Source organism: Magnetovibrio sp. (assembly GCF_036568125.1).
Taxonomy (GTDB): domain Bacteria; phylum Pseudomonadota; class Alphaproteobacteria; order Rhodospirillales; family Magnetovibrionaceae; genus Magnetovibrio.
In genome coordinates this window covers 1-16,217 of the sequence record NZ_DATCTF010000004.1, presented here as the reverse complement: position 1 = coordinate 16,217, position 16,217 = coordinate 1, and the positions used below count along the sequence as shown (strand labels likewise).

The window sequence follows — 16,217 nt, the reverse complement described above, 5'->3', positions numbered from 1 at the left end:
ATTGAATATTGCAGTGCCGAGGAATCGGCTATAGTCGAAATCGGTTTTTTCATTCATGCGCGCATGCTCGGCGCGTTCTAGCTCGGGAAAGGTTATCTGTGCGTATAGGGTCAATCCTTTTGCTCGTGCTTTCCTTTATGGTGGCGTTTAAAGCTGCGCATGCCCAATCCACCGATTTCAGTCCGGAAGAAAAAGCTTATTTGGCGACGAAAAGCCAAATCAAAATGTGCGTTGATCCTGCTTGGATGCCCTACGAAAGCATTGATGAGCATGGACAGCATGTCGGTCTGGCTGCTGATTTTATGGCGCTCGTTTCAAAGAAAATCGGCATTCCGATTGAATTGGTCGCGACCAAAACGTGGAACGAGTCGTTGGATTTCTCCAAATCGCGCAAGTGCGACATCTTGTCGTTGCTCAACAAAACGCCCGAGCGTCAGGAGTTTTTGAATTTCACAGAGTCCTATCTGGATGCCACCGTGGTTTTGGTAGCGCACGAAGACGTTGTGTATCTCAATGGCTTCAAGGCCTTGAGCGGTCAAACGTTGGGCGTTGTCAAAGGTTATGTCTACGAATCCCACATTCGCACCAATTATCCCAATGTGCGTCTGGTCTATGTGGACAATCTTGACGAGGCCTTAAGGCGGGTGTCGAACGGCGAGTTGTTTGCCACGGTGGATTCTCTGCTGATTGTCACCCATCACATGCAGGCGCTGGGCTTGAGCAATTTGAAGATCGCCGGTCAAACCGAGTTCGTTCACAAGTTGCGTGTCGGTGTTCGCAACGATGATCCGCAATTGCTGTTCGTGTTACAAAAAGCCCTCGACGCGGTGAGCCCGGTGGAGCGCAACGAAATCTTTCAGCGCTGGTTCACGGTACGGTTTGAACACGGCACCAATTGGCGCATGTTGTGGAGTGTTCTCGGTGGCGCAGGGGTGTTGTTTGTTTTCCTGCTCTATCGATACATGCTGCAAAGACGATTCAATAAACAACTAAAAGCGAAAAACATCGAACTTGAATATCTGTCGCAAACCGATCCTTTGACCGGGGTGTACAACCGCCTGAAAACGGATGCTTTGCTGGATCAGGAGTTTGAACGCTCAAGGCGGTATGGCCGTGATTTGTCAGTGGTGATGTTCGACTTGGATAATTTCAAACAGGTCAACGACATGCATGGCCATCAAACCGGCGATCGAGTGCTGGTCGCCGCCAGTGCGTTGGTTCAAGCGAGTATTCGCAAGCACGATGTGCTCGGCCGATGGGGCGGAGAGGAGTTCTTGATCCTTTGTCCGGAAACCGATCTGAAAGGCGCCGAAAGCTTGGCGGAAAATTTGCGTCAGCAGTTGGAACAACTGCATCTTAGCGAGGTCGGGACCATCACCGCCAGCTTTGGCGTCGCCCAGTTGGGCCGCACCGAAGACATCAAGCGTTTGATCGGATATGCGGACAGTGCGCTCTATGACGCTAAGCAAAAGGGCCGTAACCGGGTTTGTGTCCATAAGCCGCTGGTGTCATGACGGGGATCTCCCCCCCCCCTCAAGCCGCGCCTTAAAGCTACGCCGCTTGAAGGGGGTAATCAGTCCGCAGATCGGTTTTACACCAGGCAGACATAGTAGTTGTTTTGGATGTCGTGATCCAATTCATGCACTGCGACTGTACGGAAGCCGGCATCTTTGAACATGCTTTCCGCCAGTTCACGCCCCCACATAGCGCCAAGTCCAGCACCGCCTTGGGCCAAGGAAACGGTCATGCAATGCATGGTCGACATGGTGTAGAGCAAGGGACCGATTGGATGCTCGACGTTGCCCTCGACCTGACTTGAGCCCTTGATGTCTTGGGCAAGATACACCCCGTCCTTTTTTAAGGTCCTGTGAATGCCCCTGAGCACCCGCGCCGGATCGGCCTGGTCATGAATGGCGTCGAAGGTCAGTACCAGATCGAAGCGCTCGACTTCAGCGTCGTGATCGAAAGAGCTCAAATCGCGGGCGAGAAAGCGTGCGTTGGTCAACCCTTGGGCATCTGCTTCGTATTGCGCATAGCGAACGGCTTCGGTGCTGAGATCAATGCCGAGGAATGAGCTGTTGGCAAAACGCTTGGCCAATAGATTGATCGCTCGCCCGCGACCGCACCCAACATCAAGAACCTCGATACCGTTTTCTAAGCGCTCAACTAAGCCCGGCGCCAGGGGCAAAATGTCATCGATGAGTGCGGGCAACACGGTTTGACCACTGTCTTCGGCCATCACTTCGTGAAAGCGTGGATATCGTGCGTAGGGTACGCCACCGCCATTGGCGAAACAGCCGAGCAACTCGTCTTCAACTTGTCCCAACAACGGGATGTACTGAGCATAGGTCGCCAGATTGCCGGGCGTACTGGCGCGCGTCAGGCATGCAGCGTGCTCAGCAGGCAGATGATAGGTGCGTGTTTGGGCGTCAAACGCAACAAACCGTCCAGTGACCATGGCGCCCAACCATTCACGCACATAGCGTTCCTGCAGGCCTGCCGTCGTTGCAATGGTGTCGCTGGTGGCCGGGCCGGTTTCGGCCATGGCGTCGAACAGTCCGGCACGGTGTCCGATGGACGTCATCAAACACATTGCCCCGCTGTTCAGCGTAGCGACAAAACGGGTTTCAAAGTCGTTCGCATCCTGTGCGGAGGCAATGGATATGGTGTGGTCGAGGCACATAACGATCTCCTTATTTATACTGACCAGTTGGTATAAATAAGGATAGTCATTTAATGCGTCAATAGTCCTTATCGCGTAACGATATGGCGAAATGTAAATATCTAGCGTATTGAATTATAACAATTGCTGCGCAACATTCGGCCACAGACGTTGCGGCCAAGTTTGTTATGTACTAATTAGTGTAGTATGAAAGATCGATCAGACGGAGAGTGCCCATGGCCCGCAACGGCAACCAAACACGTGAAAACATCATGAACGCCGCCCAGGCGCTGATTTTACAGCAAGGGTTTTCCGCTACATCGGTCGACAGCGTCATCGAAGGCGCAGGCATCACCAAAGGCACGTTTTTTTATCACTTTAAAGCAAAATCAGAATTGGCCTCCGCATTGGTCGCGCGTTACGCACGACTGGACGCGGAGCATCTGGATGGCGACCTGGCACGGGCCGAAGGATTGTCGCGCGACCCGTTGCAGCAAATTTTGATTTTGGTCGGACTATTCAGGGAAGAAATGGCGGGTTTGACGGAACCGTTTCCCGGCTGCCTATACGCGTCTTTTTGCTACGAAGCGGGATTGTTTGACGATGAAACCCTTGGCCATATAACTGGCGCATTCGCGTACTGGCGTGAACGTCTCGAACCCAAATTTACGGCGATTATAGACGCACATCCGCCACGATATCCGGTCAGTGCCGATGAACTCACGGATATGCTTCTGGGTATATTCGAAGGCGCGTTCATCTTGTCGCAAACATGGAAAGACCCGGCGATCATCATGCAGCAACTTGGCCACTATCGCAATTACATCGAATTGCTGTTTAGCGCGAACGCGTAGGAACGCTGCGGACGAAAAATCATAGGCTTGCAGATCAACTTAGCCAGGCAGGATCAGGCCGCAGTGGAACTGTTCCCATCTGGAGAAGTTTCATTGCTATTGGCCAGCACGTCGATCATGTCATTTTTCGACAACGTGCCTTGGTATTCCCCGTCCTCGCTGACAATCGGTACGGGGTAATCCGAAGTTAGCGTGGCGGGAAGGGCGTCTTGCAATACGGTGTCGGGTTGAAGCGAAGGCCCCTCTTGAGCCATATCGTGGAGCGAGGGGTTCGTACCCGGCAGCCCACAAGCCTCTTCCAGTGCTTCTTGCGTGACCACGCCTTTGTACTCGTCGCCATGAAAGACATAGGCGTAATCGTCATCCCAGCCGCGCATCTTCTTGAGCGCTTCGTCGATGTTTGCGGTGGTCAAGCGGTTGACGGGAGGCTGCATCACCACATCGACGGATAAAACGCGGGCGCGGTTGACGTCGCGCACGAACGCTTCCACGTAATCGTCTGCAGGTTCCAGGAGTATCTCTTCCGGACGGCCAACTTGCGACAGCACGCCATCTTTCAAGATCGCGATACGGTCGCCCAGGCGCAACGCTTCGTCCAGATCGTGGGTGATAAAAATGATGGTTTTGCGCAGTTTATCCTGCAACTCGATCAGCTGATCCTGCATACCCGAACGGATCAAAGGGTCAAGCGCCGAAAACGCTTCGTCCATCAGAAGGATTTCAGGATCGGTGCACAAGGCGCGCGCCAAGCCGACGCGCTGCTGCTGGCCCCCTGATAATTGGGCGGGATATTGGTCTTCATAACCTTCTAGGCCGACGGTCGACAGCCATTCGCGCGCCTTGTCGTTGCGTTCGGCCTTGGAAACGTTTTGGATGGCTAAACCGAACGCAACGTTTTCCAAAACGGTGCGATGGGGCAACAGCCCGAAGCGCTGAAAAACCATCGACATCTTGTGACGGCGGAAATTTTCCAACTCTTTTTGCGACAGGCTCATCACATCGATGCCATCGACGAAGATCGACCCTTCTGTCGGATCGATGAGGCGGTTGAAGTGACGGATCAGCGTCGATTTACCTGAACCTGAAAGCCCCATGATGACGAAGATCGAGCCCTTTTCGATATCAAGGTTGATATTTTTCAAGCCGACAGTGTGGCCCGTCTCAGCCAAGATGTCGTCTTTCGACCGGCCTTCACGCACCATCGGCATGACGTCTTTGGGATTGGCGCCAAAAACCTTATAGAGATTTTCAATGCGAACGATTGGGTCACTCACCGTGCATACCTCCGAGGTGTCTTTGGGTGCGCTTGGCATAGGCTTGGGATACGCGATCGAACATGATGGCGATGACGACAATCGCCAGACCGTTGAGCAATCCCATGGTGAAGTATTGATTGGTGATGGATTTCAAGACCGGTTGACCCAAGCCTTTAACGCCGATCATCGAGGCGATAACGACCATCGCCAGCGCCATCATAATGGTCTGGTTGACACCGGCCATGATGTTGGGCATCGCCAGCGGAAGCTGGACGTTGAACAGCCGTTGGGTTTCGTTGGCGCCAAAAGCGGTCGCGGCCTCAAGGACTTCTCGGTCGACCAAGCGGATGCCGAGATTGGTCAGGCGAATGATGGGGGGGATGGCGTAAATCACCACGGCAATAATGCCGGGTACTTTGCCGATACCCAACAGCATCACCACGGGGACCAGGTACACGAAGGCCGGCATCGTTTGCATGACGTCCAAGATCGGCGTGACGACGGCTTGCATGCGATCGGACCGCGCCATGGCGATGCCGATGGGAATGCCGACCGAAATCGACAGAATTGTAGCCACCGTGATGATGGACAGCGTGCGCATGGTGTTGTCCCACATGCCGAAGTACCCGATCAGCAAAAAAGCCACCAAAACCCCGCCGGCATGTTTGTAGGACCGGGTCGCACCAAAGGTCAGGGCGACCAAAACACCCAGGACCACGAACCATGGCGTGGCGAGCAACAGTTTCTCGAACGACACCAAGATCGTTAACAGAGGATCGAATAACGATTCGATGACGTCGCCGTACGATCTGGAAAATTCTCGATATGCGCCGTCCATCGTCTTGCGTATAGCGACCAGGTCCGCGCGATCCATTTCCGGAAATTTAGAAAACCAAGTTTGTTCTGCCACGACATCGACCTTTTCCAAGAAAAGAAAAAAGCCCCCAACTCGCCTGAGCGAAATCGGGGGCTCGTCATTTACATGTTGGAAACGGCTGCTTTGACTTTAGCGGCGACGGCTTTGGAAACCCACGGTGTCCACTGGGCAGGGTGGTTCTTCAAAAAATACACAGCCGACGTTTCGCCATCGGCCTGATTGTCTTCCACCCACACCAACAGTTCGTTCATGGCTGCGTTGGTAAACGCACGCTTGGTAAGAAACGCGTAGGCTTCGGGTGATTTTTCCGCAAAGCTCTCCGTCGTGACGGTGTTGACGGGCGACGATGGATACATGCTTGGTTTCGGATCAGCGCACTCAGCCTGACTGATGCAATCTTGCCAATGCTTGAGGTCGACGCCGACCCCAAAATCGACTTTCACCATTTTGTACTTGCCCAAGATCGCGGTCGGTGCCCAGTAATAACCAAACCACGGCTGTTGGCGCTCGTAGGCTTTGGCAATGGACCCATCGAGCCCAGCTGCCGAACCCGGATCGACCAATTCAAAGCCGGCGTCCGCCAGCTTGAGCGCCTTAAACAGATGCCCGCTGGTGATTTGGCAGTTCCAACCCGCAGGGCAACCGATGAATGCCGATTTATCGGGGTCTTCGGGATGCTTGAACATCTTGGCGTTTTTCTTGATCCCTGCGATGGTCGCAAGCGAGGGGTCTTTCTTGACCAGATACTCGGGAACCCAAAAGCCTTCTTCGCCACCGTCGGACAAGGACGCACCGGCCACGCGTAAACGCTTCTCAGCCACGCCTTTGTTCAAGGCGTCGGCAAAGGAATTGCTCCACAGTTCCGGAGCAATATCGGGCTCACCTTTTTCGATCATCGATGTTCCGGTCGGCATGGTGTCGCCGGGCACCAATTCAGCGTCGCAGCCGAACCCGTGATGCAAAATCAGTTTATCGACATTTGCCATGAGGCTGGCGGAAGGCCAATTCATGTCGGAAATGGTGACCTTGCCGCACGCTGCACTCGCCTGGCTGGTCATCAGCACGCCCGCTAAGAGCATGGCGCCAGATAAAAGATGTTTCATAGCAAACTCTCCAGTGTGATGTGTAAATGTGCAATGCGCACTCGAACCCAAAGATTAGGTTCAATAAAACCCAGGAAACGGTGCATCAGCGTTGTTCATAAAACAAAAACGCAGATCACAAAGCATTCAACAATGAAGGAATGCAGCCTGGGGTCACACGGGAACTTGACGCGAAATGTATCTGATTTATTTGTCACTCATACGTCAAACTCCGCACGCGTTGATGAAATACTTGCACAGTTGTTGTGGTACTTCAACCGGCCCACCGAATTTAATCTGGTGGGGCGTGTGGGCAAGTTCTTGCGGGGCCTGAAGCGGCATCGCTTTAACTTGCGGATCGAGTTTTGTACGCAAAAGCAAACGCCGCCGTCAGGACCAGACGGCGGCGTTTTTTAATTGGTGGAGCCGATCGGGATCGAACCGACGACCTCGTCATTGCGAACGACGCGCTCTCCCAACTGAGCTACGGCCCCTTATGGTACGGCCCGCCAGCAAAGTGGCAGCGTACGTGAGCGATATATGCTTTGTGGGCTGGGTTCTGTCAAGCCTCGATCCGGGCGAGATTTATCGCCGCGAATTGTGTGCAACGCTTGCGCAGCCGCGCCGGTGGGCCTAAGTTTGGTGCGTTTCGACAATCAACTTGGTGGCCGTTCATGGACGTTGTGCTCATTCCCTTCGCTCAAGTGTTTAACGTGGTACTCGATCTCTATGTGTGGATCGTGGTCGCGGGCGTGGTGCTCAGCTGGTTGACGGCGTTCGGCGTGGTCAACACCCACAACAAGGCCGTCTACATGGTCGGCGATTTCATCTACCGCGTGACCGAGCCGGTGTTGCGGCCGATCCGCAAGGTCTTGCCCGATTTCGGCGCAGTGGATCTGTCTCCGATCGTGCTGATCCTCGCCATCATGTTCCTGCAAAGTTTCGTCAACCGATTGATCATGAGCCTTGTCTGACGGAGGATCGCCTCTTTTCTGTGACATCACCCCCCAAGGGTTGCGTCTGCGTATCCGTCTGACGCCGTCCGGGCGGCGCGATGGAATCGACGGCGTGATGGAGGACGCGGACGGCCAGCGCATGTTGAAGGCCAGCGTCACCACAGTGCCCGAAGGCGGCAAGGCCAATCAGGCCCTGATCAAGATGTTGGCCAAGGAGTGGAAGGTGGCGAAATCCGCCATCACCGTCGTTCAAGGTCAAACCAGCCGCAACAAGGTTTTGATGATTTCAGGCGAGGCGGCTGCCATGCACAACATCATCGCCGCTTGGGCGCAAGATAAAGGCCTCGCCTAAAGGAGAATTCGTACATGACTCAAGCAAAACTGATTGACGGTAAGGCTTTTGCGGAAAACTTGCGGGGGCGTGTCGCCGCCAAAGTTGCGAAACTGCAAGATGCGCACGGCGTAACTCCCGGTTTGGCGGTGGTGCTGGTGGGCGAAGATCCGGCGTCGCAGGTTTACGTGCGCAACAAAGGCAAACAGACGGTGGAATGCGGCATGCATTCGTTCGAGCACAAGCTCGACGCTTCGACGTCTGAAGCAGATCTCCTGGCGGTGGTCGAAAAGCTCAATGCGGATGATGCTGTGCACGGTATTTTGGTGCAGTTGCCGCTTCCCGATCATATCGACGAAGCCAAGGTCATCAACGCCATCACGCCCGACAAGGACGTCGATGGTTTTCACGTCATCAATTCCGGGCGTTTGATGACCGGCCAGGAAGCAATGGTGCCGTGCACGCCGCTGGGCTGTCTGATGTTGATCAAAGACACCTTGGGCGAGGACCTCAGCGGAAAGCGCGCCATCGTGGTGGGTCGTTCCAACATTGTCGGCAAGCCGATGGCGCAGCTGTTGCTGGACGCCAACTGCACCGTGACGATTGCGCATTCGCGCACTCAGGACCTGCCCGGTGAATGCCGACGCGCGGACATTCTGGTCGCCGCCGTGGGGCGTCCGGAAATGATCAAGGGCGATTGGATCAAACCCGGCGCATGCGTCATCGATGTCGGCATCAACCGTATCCCCGCCCCGGAAAAGGGCGAGGGTAAGACTCGCTTGGTCGGCGACGTGGATTTCGCCGGCGCCGAACAGGTCGCCGGTTCGATCACCCCGGTGCCCGGCGGGGTCGGGCCGATGACCATTGCGGTGCTGCTCGCCAATACCGTCACGGCATGCTGCCGCAGCCTTGGCGTCGCCGAGCCCGAGGCCTAAAGCGGAGTCCGGGTATGGAAGTCTTGAGTTTCATCCCGGTCTTTTCCAAGGGCATCGCCGATCTGATTGTGCCGATACAGCGCGATGAGTACGGCATCGACATCGCCTACGACGATCAGCCCGATTTGAAAGACATTGCGGCATTTTACCAAAATGGCGCCGGCAATTTCTGGGTCGCCGTGGATGGAACCCAGGTGGTCGGCACCGTCGCGCTTAAAGACATCGGCGCTCAACAAGCGGCATTGCGCAAAATGTTCGTGGCTACCAGCCATCGCGGATCTGACAAAGGCGTCGCCAAAGAGCTCCTGAACACGCTGATCGGGCACGCTCGCATGGTCGGCTTTCGCACGATATTCCTTGGCACCACCGCACAATTTCTCGCCGCGCACCGCTTTTACGAAAAAAATGGTTTCGAGTTGATCGATGTGGCAGAACTGCCCGAAAGCTTCCCACGCATGGATGTCGATACGCGTTTTTACCGATTGAATTTAGGTTAGATGATGGCGGATCTGCTGCTGATCATTGGCGTGTTCATCGCTTTTCATCTTATTCCCGCCTTTGGTCCGGTGCGACGCATGCTGGTGAGGGCGCTGGGCATCAAGATGTACGTTGGCCTTTATTCCGCCGTTTCTGTGGGTCTACTGGTGCTGATCGGTTTAGCCTATGCCAACGCGGACACAGATATTCTCTGGCCGCAATGGCCGTGGACCCGCTGGATGCCCATTTTCACCATGCCGTTCGTGTGCCTGTTGTTGGTGAGTACCTTATCGGAACCCAATCCGTTTTCGGTCGGCGTCAAGGCGGATCGTTTCGACCCGGACCATCCAGGCATCGTATCGGTGACCCGTCATCCGCTGATCTGGGCTTTGGGATTGTGGGCGGTGGCCCACTTGGCGCCGAACGGCGACACGGCGAGTGTGTTGCTGTTTGGCTTGTTTGCCGTGCTGGCGTTCGTCGGGCTGTGGAGCCTGGATGCCAAAAAACGCCGTGACATGGGTGAAGAGAAGTGGCGACGCCTCACCGCGCCAACGTCTTCGTTCCCGATGTGGGCTGTGCTGCGTGGCCGCACGCGGCTGGATCTCAAAGGCATCGGATGGCTGCGGGTTGTCGGCGCGGTGGTGCTATATGGCACGATTTTGTTGAGCCACGAATACGTTATCGGGGTTTCTCCCCTGCCATTTTGAACAATGAACGTCGCCACTTTTGTTTTATGAAGTATCAGATCCTGACACCCATGGTTATTCACAATGAAAATTTTTCGTATAAAGTTCATTTGTTTCTTGAATATGCTACGCACTGCCTTGCATATGCGTTCTGCAAATACGCCAACGAACCCAGGAGAATACAACGTGTGGACTTGGATCAATGGTCTTCTGCCCGAACCAGCCGTTTCATTGGCCATCATTGATCTGTGCAAGCCCGGCAACACTTTTTTGATGTTGGCTCTCACCATGGACACCTTTCGGCCATTGCATCGCGTCTCGTTGGTCCAAAAGGCCAAGTATGCGCGTTTGAAGCAAATAAGGTGACGCTTGAGATGACTCGCCAGGTGATCCGCGATTACGCCTGCCCGAACGTATATCTGGTACACGCCGCAATTTTTGATGAAGCTGGCCTAACTGTTCCGTTGTATGCCGAAGGGCATGGTGGCGATAGCATCATTTTTGAGCGTAGCGGAGAAATCATCGACACGCCCAAGACCCTCACGCTCGACAAATTCTGCGCAACGTTCGATCTGGTCCCGGATGTTCTTAAGTTCGATGTTGAAGGCGTTGAGAAAAACGCCATACGCGGTGCCAAGGAAATACTAAAAAAACATCCCCCGATTATCGTCGAAATGAGTTCGGACGATAATGAACTGCTCGGGGTCTTGGATGATATCGGTTATGACCGGATTATCGATTTGAACAATTATCACGAAGTTAAAGATGGGGCGGGCTTTGATGATATGGGCCATGCCATCATCCGCAATGTGCTGTGCCTAAATACCGGCAAAATCCCCAGTCATTTGGCCTATGCTCACAGCCCCGTTCGTGAATTGGTCGCTAAGAGCGAAACGACCGAGCTGACGCTTCAACCCGATGGGCGTTGGGTTACATCGTACTTGCGCCATCCAGCCGGGCGCTACGTCGCCACATTGAAAACCAAAACCAATATGGAATTGCCGTCCCTCAACCTGATTTATCAAATTACAGCGGGGGATAAAATTCTGACCACGTTTAACGGGCCCATTTCCGTGATCACGAATCATTACCGCGATTTGCCATTCCATCTTTACGAAGATGCGGACATTCGTATCGAACTCGTCCCTAATGGGGGTGAGATTGCAAATCCCGAGAGGTTTCTCAATGAAATCATTATCGAACGCATCAACGGCATGGTCGATCAAGAACGCCCGATGCTTCTGTAAAAGCGGCTGTGCAGGTGTATGATAAAAATAGGCCTGAGTTTTAAAGGTTAGACTTTCAAGCAGAAAAAATTATGATATGTTCATGTGAACATATTTTCATATGAACATTGAGTCATGACCCAAGATCATACCACCGAATTGGCGGAAACGTTTCGCTTGCTGGGCGATGCGAATCGTCTGTCGATCGTGTTGCGCTGTTTGGATGTTCCGGTTGGTGTCGGCGTGCTGGCCGACGATTTAGGCCTCAGCCAATCATTGGTCAGCCATCATTTGAGGTTGTTGCGCGCGGCGCGGTTGGTGCGGGGTGAACGCGACGGCAAGTTCGTACGTTACATCGCCGCCGACGATCATGTGCGCGAGATGTTGAAGAACATGACAGCGCATATGGGCGAGGGGTGCATGGATGATTAATGAAGTGCAAGCTATATTTATGGCGATTTTGGATATGTATCTCGACGCCGCGCCATGGCTGATCGTCGGTATTGTTGCTGCGGGGCTGGTACATGCATTGATGCCCGATGGCCTTCTGGGTAAGTGGTTGGGCGGCAATGGCACTTGGTCGGTGGTCAAGGCTGCGCTTCTCGGTGCGCCGCTGCCGCTCTGTTCATGCGGAGTGCTGCCCGCCGCCGTGAGTTTGCGTAAAGAGGGTGCGTCCAAGGGTGCGACGGTATCGTTTCTCATCGCCACGCCGGAAACCGGTCCGGACAGCGTCGCCATCAGCTACGCCCTGTTGGGCCCGATTATGGCTGTCGCCCGGCCCATTGCCGCGATCCTAAGCGCTATCTTCAGCGGACTATTGGCCAATCTGTTCGTTGCGGGAGAAACCCAGTCGGCACCCATGAAGACCGAAGCCTCGACATGCACATCATGCTGCGGGGATCATTGCTCCGTGGAACCGCCAGTCGGTTCAGGCGGGCTCACCGCGCGCACGTGGGGCGGCGTTCGCTATGGCTTCACCGACATCCTCGACGACATCGCGCTGTGGTTGGCCATTGGTTTGGTCGTGGCGGGTGTGATGTCGGCATTGGTTGAACCTCAAGCCCTGAGCGCATACGGCCATGGCATCGGCGCAATGGTGGTGATGTTGGTGGTGGGCGTACCGATCTACGTTTGCGCCACGGCCAGCACACCCATCGCGGCGGGGCTGATTGCGGTGGGAGTGTCGCCCGGTGCGGCGTTGGTGTTCTTGCTCGCCGGGCCTGCCACCAACATCGCCACCTTGGGCGTGGTCGGCAAAGATCTCGGCGTCCGTGCCTTGGTGGGATACTTGCTCGGCATTTCCATCAGCGCCATTGCATCCGGATTGGCGCTGGACGCTGTATTGAGCGCCGCAAACATCGATATTCACGTACAAATGGCGGCGGCCAACGAAACGCTACCGCAGTGGCTGGTTGTGACATCTGGAGTGCTGTTGGCACCGTTTTTCTTGGTTTCGCTGATTGGGGATGTAAAGAAGCGTCTCAAACGCTGATTCCCCATCTTCTCAAGGCTCGCGAACGGTGGTAAAAGCCGCGCATGACAGACCTTTCTCACATTCGCAACTTTTCCATCATCGCGCACATCGACCATGGCAAGTCGACGTTGGCGGATCGCTTGATTCAGTTCTGCGGCGGCCTCACCGATCGCGAGATGCAGGAGCAGGTGCTCGATTCCATGGACATCGAGCGCGAGCGCGGCATCACCATCAAGGCCCAGGCCGTGCGGTTGATCTACAAAGCCAAAGACGGCGAGACCTATCAGATCAACCTGATGGACACGCCCGGTCACGTTGACTTTGCCTATGAAGTGTCACGCTCTTTGGCGGCGTGCGAGGGCGCATTGCTGGTGGTCGACGCCTCCCAAGGGGTTGAGGCGCAAACCTTGGCCAACGTCTATCTGGCGATCGACAACGATCTGGAAATCATTCCGGTTCTGAACAAGATCGATCTACCTGCCGCCGAGCCCGAGCGTGTGCGCGAACAGATCGAAGACGTGATCGGCCTGGATGCATCTGACGCGGTGCTGGCCTCGGCCAAATCCGGCATCGGCATCGAAGAAACGCTGGAAGCCATCGTCACCCGTTTGCCGGCACCGGTCGGTGATCGCGACGCCCCGTTGAAGGCGTTGTTGGTGGACAGCTGGTACGACCCGTATCTGGGCGTGATGATTTTGGTGCGCGTGGTCGATGGTGTGATCAAGAAAGGCCAAAAAATTCGCATGATGGCAGCGGGTTCCGCCCATCAGGTCGATCAAGTCGGCATCTTCACGCCGAAGATCACCAAGCTCAACGAATTGGGACCCGGTGAGATGGGGTATTTCACCGCGTCGATCAAGACGGTCGCGGACACCAACGTTGGCGACACCATCACCGATGACAGAAACCCCGCCGCCGAACCGCTGCCGGGGTTCCAACCCAGCGTGCCTGTGGTGTTTTGCTCGCTGTTTCCCGTCGATGCGGCGGATTATGACGATCTGCGCGATTCCATGGGCAAGCTGCGTCTGAACGACGCCAGTTTCGAATACGAACCCGAAACCTCGGCAGCTTTGGGCCAAGGCTTTCGTTGCGGTTTCCTCGGCCTGCTGCACCTGGAAATCATTCAAGAGCGTCTGGAGCGCGAGTTCGATCTCGACCTCATCACCACCGCGCCCAGCGTGGCCTACAAGTTGAAAATGATCGACGGTCGGGTTTTGGATTTGCACAACCCTGCCGATATGCCCGATCCGACTCAGATCAAGGCCATCGAAGAGCCATGGATCAAAGCCACCATCTTGGTGCCCGACGAATACTTAGGCGCGATCTTGGGTTTGTGCACCGAACGGCGCGGCGAGCAGGTTGAGCTGACCTATATCGGCAATCGCGCCATGGCGGTGTACCGTCTGCCGCTCAACGAAGTGGTGTTCGATTTTTATGACCGGCTCAAATCCATCTCGCGCGGTTATGCATCGTTCGACTATGAAATCGACGGTTACGCCGAAAACGATTTGGTGAAAATTCAGATTCTGGTCAATGCCGAGCCGGTGGACGCATTGGCCTTCATCGCTCACCGCAGCCAGTCCGAGAACCGCGGCCGTCAGGTGTGCGAACGCCTTAAAGATCTCATCCCGCGTCAGCTGTTCAAAATTCCCATCCAGGCGGCCATCGGCGGCAAGGTTATTGCCCGTGAAACCATCGCTGCAATGCGCAAAGACGTGACCGCCAAGTGCTACGGCGGCGACATTTCGCGTAAACGTAAGCTGTTGGATAAGCAAAAGAAGGGCAAAAAGAAGATGCGCCAGTTCGGTAAGGTGGAAATCCCCCAAAGCGCCTTTATCAATGCCCTTAAAATGAGCGACGACTGAGCGCTGTCAGCGTCTCACATCTGATCTGATCAGAAAGAAGAGACCTTGATTGGCCCCGTGGCCAGTGCGCTTTTGATAAGGGGTAACGCGTTCTCGTAGCTGAGCGGGCGTGACATGGTTTCGACTGCGCCGGCCGCCTTTGCAGCGAGACGCTCTTTATCTGCGTCCGGATTGATCAGCGCCAAAACGGAAAGCTCAGCTTCACTGATCGGTCGTGCCAAGTTTAGCATCACGGTGGCGGGATCCATGAGTTTGCTGTGCATGTCTAGGATCAATAGCTGAAACGGCCAGCGGGCGAACATGGGGGCGATTTCGCGGATATCCGTGGTGACGCGCACATTTTGATAGCTTTCCCCGCGCAGCAGGCTTTCAAGCGCCAAAGCTTCAACCGGATATTCGATTGCCACCAGGATGCGTGGATCGTTGTGATGGGTTTTTAAATGGTGCGCGCTCCGATGTAGCGGAGAAGTCGTGTTTTCCCAGTTCATGACACGTCTCGATCCATTTCGTTAAAGGGGGCCTCTTGGCATTTGAGGCCTACCCGCCCGATGCAGATCGTGTGCCAGGGCAACGGCTGAAATGACAAACATTAACCAATTGATTTAATTAGATTCTATACAGCCATCAATGCGGCGCGCCGAAGCAGCATGCAATAATATGCATTTTCGAAATGCAAAATGCACCGGATGGGTACCGCACATATAGAAATCAGTCTGATTGTTGGGACGGTTTTGTAGGCCCGAGCAGGAAGTCGTGCTCCGACGCCAGTTCGTCTTCAACAAGGTCTTCGGCATAATGGTCTTCGGCAGGGATGATATCGGCAGGATTGCTGGGGTAGCGATCATCTTGAAGGCCGTCATAGCCTTCCTTTTGCGCCGCCAAGGCCAGCTCGTCGTATAGGTACAAAGACTCTTCGTGGTCCTTGTTTTGTTGAGCGGTGGCGTCATCGGCATCCTGCGGTCGAAAACTGATGGCCAAAGCCAGACCGGGCGCGCCGAACAGAAGCCATCCCGGAAAAATCAACAGGTGTTGGGCAAAGGGCCATAGCGCACTCTTGTGCAACAACAAAAAACTGTGCGGTGCAACGGTTCGCCACACCACGCGCGTAGACATCACGACATCGGTGTTATGCGTGCCGAGGATGGTGCGTGCTGCCAATTCCGCGCCGGTGACGAGAAACGCCAGCGCCAAAAGAACGATGCCGAACAGGAACACGATTCGCTTCATACGGATATCTTAAGAGCGCCGGATTGGGCGGTCATTGACAAAGCGCACAGTGTGATAAAAAAAACATATAAAAAAGCGCAATGTTTTGCGCGAGTAGCGCTTGTATTTTGCAGCGCCCTTCGCTAGGTTGCGCCGGACCTTATGGAGAGGTGGCCGAGTGGCTGAAGGCGCACGCTTGGAAAGCGTGTATGCGGGAAACCGTATCGAGGGTTCGAATCCCTCTCTCTCCGCCATAATGCTGAAAGGCCCCGGGTGGCTGGGGCTTTTCTTTATCTAAAAACGGGCTGCCCCTTACCAGGGGTGCAGCCC

Annotated in this window: 18 protein-coding genes and 2 tRNA genes; 12 read left to right on the top strand and 8 right to left on the bottom strand. The window is 54.8% G+C overall.

The genetic code is table 11. The annotated features are described in order from the left end of the window. Positions 1–110: 110 nt before the first annotated feature. Entirely contained in the window at positions 111–281 is a 171-nt protein-coding gene (locus VIN96_RS00500) for a hypothetical protein (RefSeq protein WP_331893725.1), read from the bottom strand. Here VIN96_RS00500 and VIN96_RS00495 point away from each other — a divergent pair. After that, positions 225–1,514, top strand: coding sequence for a diguanylate cyclase (locus VIN96_RS00495; RefSeq protein ID WP_331893716.1), 1,290 nt, complete (start codon positions 225–227; stop codon positions 1,512–1,514). The two genes, VIN96_RS00500 and VIN96_RS00495, sit on opposite strands and share 57 nt — an antisense overlap. A 77-nt stretch (positions 1,515–1,591) precedes the next feature. Here VIN96_RS00495 and VIN96_RS00490 read toward each other — a convergent pair whose 3' ends face one another. Continuing rightward, entirely contained in the window at positions 1,592–2,683 is a 1,092-nt protein-coding gene (locus VIN96_RS00490; protein ID WP_331893454.1) for a class I SAM-dependent methyltransferase, read from the bottom strand. Positions 2,684–2,898: 215 nt separating this feature from the next. Here VIN96_RS00490 and VIN96_RS00485 point away from each other — a divergent pair, with 215 nt between their 5' ends. Next, a complete protein-coding gene (locus VIN96_RS00485) occupies positions 2,899–3,516 on the top strand; it encodes a TetR/AcrR family transcriptional regulator (RefSeq protein WP_331893452.1) in 618 nt (205 codons plus the stop codon). 53 nt (positions 3,517–3,569) lie between these two features. Here VIN96_RS00485 and VIN96_RS00480 read toward each other — a convergent pair whose 3' ends face one another. From VIN96_RS00480 to VIN96_RS00465, 4 genes are all read right to left on the bottom strand, one after another. After that, positions 3,570–4,790: a glycine betaine/L-proline ABC transporter ATP-binding protein gene (locus VIN96_RS00480; protein ID WP_331893451.1), complete on the bottom strand. Its 1,221-nt coding sequence runs from the start codon at positions 4,788–4,790 to the stop codon at positions 3,570–3,572. Continuing rightward, positions 4,783–5,682, bottom strand: a complete 900-nt coding sequence (locus VIN96_RS00475) for a proline/glycine betaine ABC transporter permease (RefSeq protein ID WP_331893450.1) — start codon at positions 5,680–5,682, stop codon at positions 4,783–4,785. Before VIN96_RS00475 ends, VIN96_RS00480 begins: the two co-directional genes overlap by 8 nt. A gap of 68 nt (positions 5,683–5,750) precedes the next feature. Beyond that, positions 5,751–6,752 (bottom strand): ABC transporter substrate-binding protein, encoded by a 1,002-nt coding sequence (locus VIN96_RS00470; protein WP_331893449.1) that lies wholly within the window; start codon positions 6,750–6,752, stop codon positions 5,751–5,753. Between the two features lie 397 nt (positions 6,753–7,149). Next, positions 7,150–7,225 (bottom strand) — tRNA-Ala (locus tag VIN96_RS00465). Positions 7,226–7,405: 180 nt separating this feature from the next. Here VIN96_RS00465 and VIN96_RS00460 point away from each other — a divergent pair. The 9 genes from VIN96_RS00460 to lepA all read left to right on the top strand — a co-directional run bounded on the left by VIN96_RS00460 (position 7,406) and on the right by lepA (position 14,681). Next, a complete protein-coding gene (locus VIN96_RS00460; protein WP_331893448.1) occupies positions 7,406–7,705 on the top strand; it encodes a YggT family protein in 300 nt (99 codons plus the stop codon). Further along, positions 7,698–8,039 carry a DUF167 family protein gene (locus tag VIN96_RS00455; protein ID WP_331893447.1) on the top strand — a complete coding sequence of 114 codons (342 nt, stop codon included), beginning with the start codon at positions 7,698–7,700 and terminating at the stop codon, positions 8,037–8,039. Before VIN96_RS00460 ends, VIN96_RS00455 begins: the two co-directional genes overlap by 8 nt. A 14-nt stretch (positions 8,040–8,053) precedes the next feature. Continuing rightward, positions 8,054–8,953: a bifunctional methylenetetrahydrofolate dehydrogenase/methenyltetrahydrofolate cyclohydrolase FolD gene (folD, locus tag VIN96_RS00450; RefSeq protein WP_331893446.1), complete on the top strand. Its 900-nt coding sequence runs from the start codon at positions 8,054–8,056 to the stop codon at positions 8,951–8,953. A 14-nt stretch (positions 8,954–8,967) separates the two neighbouring features. Beyond that, complete coding sequence (locus tag VIN96_RS00445; RefSeq protein ID WP_331893445.1) at positions 8,968–9,450, top strand: GNAT family N-acetyltransferase; 483 nt, start codon at positions 8,968–8,970, stop codon at positions 9,448–9,450. Continuing rightward, complete coding sequence (locus VIN96_RS00440) at positions 9,451–10,137, top strand: NnrU family protein (RefSeq protein ID WP_331893444.1); 687 nt, start codon at positions 9,451–9,453, stop codon at positions 10,135–10,137. Between the two features lie 227 nt (positions 10,138–10,364). After that, on the top strand, positions 10,365–11,363 hold the full coding sequence (locus tag VIN96_RS00435; RefSeq protein WP_331893443.1) for an FkbM family methyltransferase: 999 nt from the start codon (positions 10,365–10,367) through the stop codon (positions 11,361–11,363). Positions 11,364–11,477: 114 nt separating this feature from the next. Next, complete coding sequence (locus VIN96_RS00430) at positions 11,478–11,774, top strand: metalloregulator ArsR/SmtB family transcription factor (protein ID WP_331893441.1); 297 nt, start codon at positions 11,478–11,480, stop codon at positions 11,772–11,774. Beyond that, complete coding sequence (locus VIN96_RS00425) at positions 11,767–12,834, top strand: SO_0444 family Cu/Zn efflux transporter (protein WP_331893439.1); 1,068 nt, start codon at positions 11,767–11,769, stop codon at positions 12,832–12,834. Before VIN96_RS00430 ends, VIN96_RS00425 begins: the two co-directional genes overlap by 8 nt. A gap of 44 nt (positions 12,835–12,878) precedes the next feature. Further along, complete coding sequence (gene lepA, locus VIN96_RS00420; protein ID WP_331893437.1) at positions 12,879–14,681, top strand: translation elongation factor 4; 1,803 nt, start codon at positions 12,879–12,881, stop codon at positions 14,679–14,681. Between the two features lie 29 nt (positions 14,682–14,710). Here the strand turns inward: lepA and VIN96_RS00415 are convergent, their stop codons facing one another. Next, entirely contained in the window at positions 14,711–15,169 is a 459-nt protein-coding gene (locus VIN96_RS00415; RefSeq protein WP_331893435.1) for a hypothetical protein, read from the bottom strand. Between the two features lie 220 nt (positions 15,170–15,389). Then, on the bottom strand, positions 15,390–15,908 hold the full coding sequence (locus tag VIN96_RS00410) for a hypothetical protein (protein WP_331893433.1): 519 nt from the start codon (positions 15,906–15,908) through the stop codon (positions 15,390–15,392). A gap of 143 nt (positions 15,909–16,051) precedes the next feature. On the opposite strand from VIN96_RS00410, the gene VIN96_RS00405 reads away from it, so the two are divergent. Further along, positions 16,052–16,141: transfer RNA gene (locus VIN96_RS00405), tRNA-Ser, on the top strand. Positions 16,142–16,217: the final 76 nt, after the last annotated feature.